Below are 278 nucleotides of genomic sequence, written 5' to 3'. Positions count from 1 at the left end.
CCGGTGCAACCGCAGCGTATCGAAGGCAAAGCGCGACACCAGCTTGACCGCCTCGGTCATCAGGCCCCGATTGCCGAAGCGTTCGCCGATCCAGTAGCCGATATGGCCGCTCTGCGCGACGCCGTGGCGGATGTTGCCGAGCGTGATGCCGCCGGCAAGCTTGCCGCTCGATTTCTCGTAGATGAAGAAGGCGATGGCCGTGCCTTGCGCGTAATCCTCGCGGTAGCGGCTGATGCGCAGTCGCCAGGCGGTGCGGTCGAGCTCGTCCGGCTGCCAGC

The 278-nt window shown here is 66.2% G+C and carries 1 protein-coding gene; it reads right to left on the bottom strand.

Translation table 11 applies throughout. The annotated features are described in order from the left end of the window. Positions 1–278 (bottom strand): GNAT family protein (locus EN807_RS35120; RefSeq protein ID WP_135938130.1); only part of this gene is annotated, 278 nt, incomplete at both ends.

This window comes from Mesorhizobium sp. M5C.F.Ca.ET.164.01.1.1, from assembly GCF_004792125.1.
GTDB lineage: Bacteria > Pseudomonadota > Alphaproteobacteria > Rhizobiales > Rhizobiaceae > Mesorhizobium > Mesorhizobium wenxiniae.
Note: the sequence above shows the minus strand (reverse complement) of the source record. Positions and strands in the feature narration are given on the sequence as shown.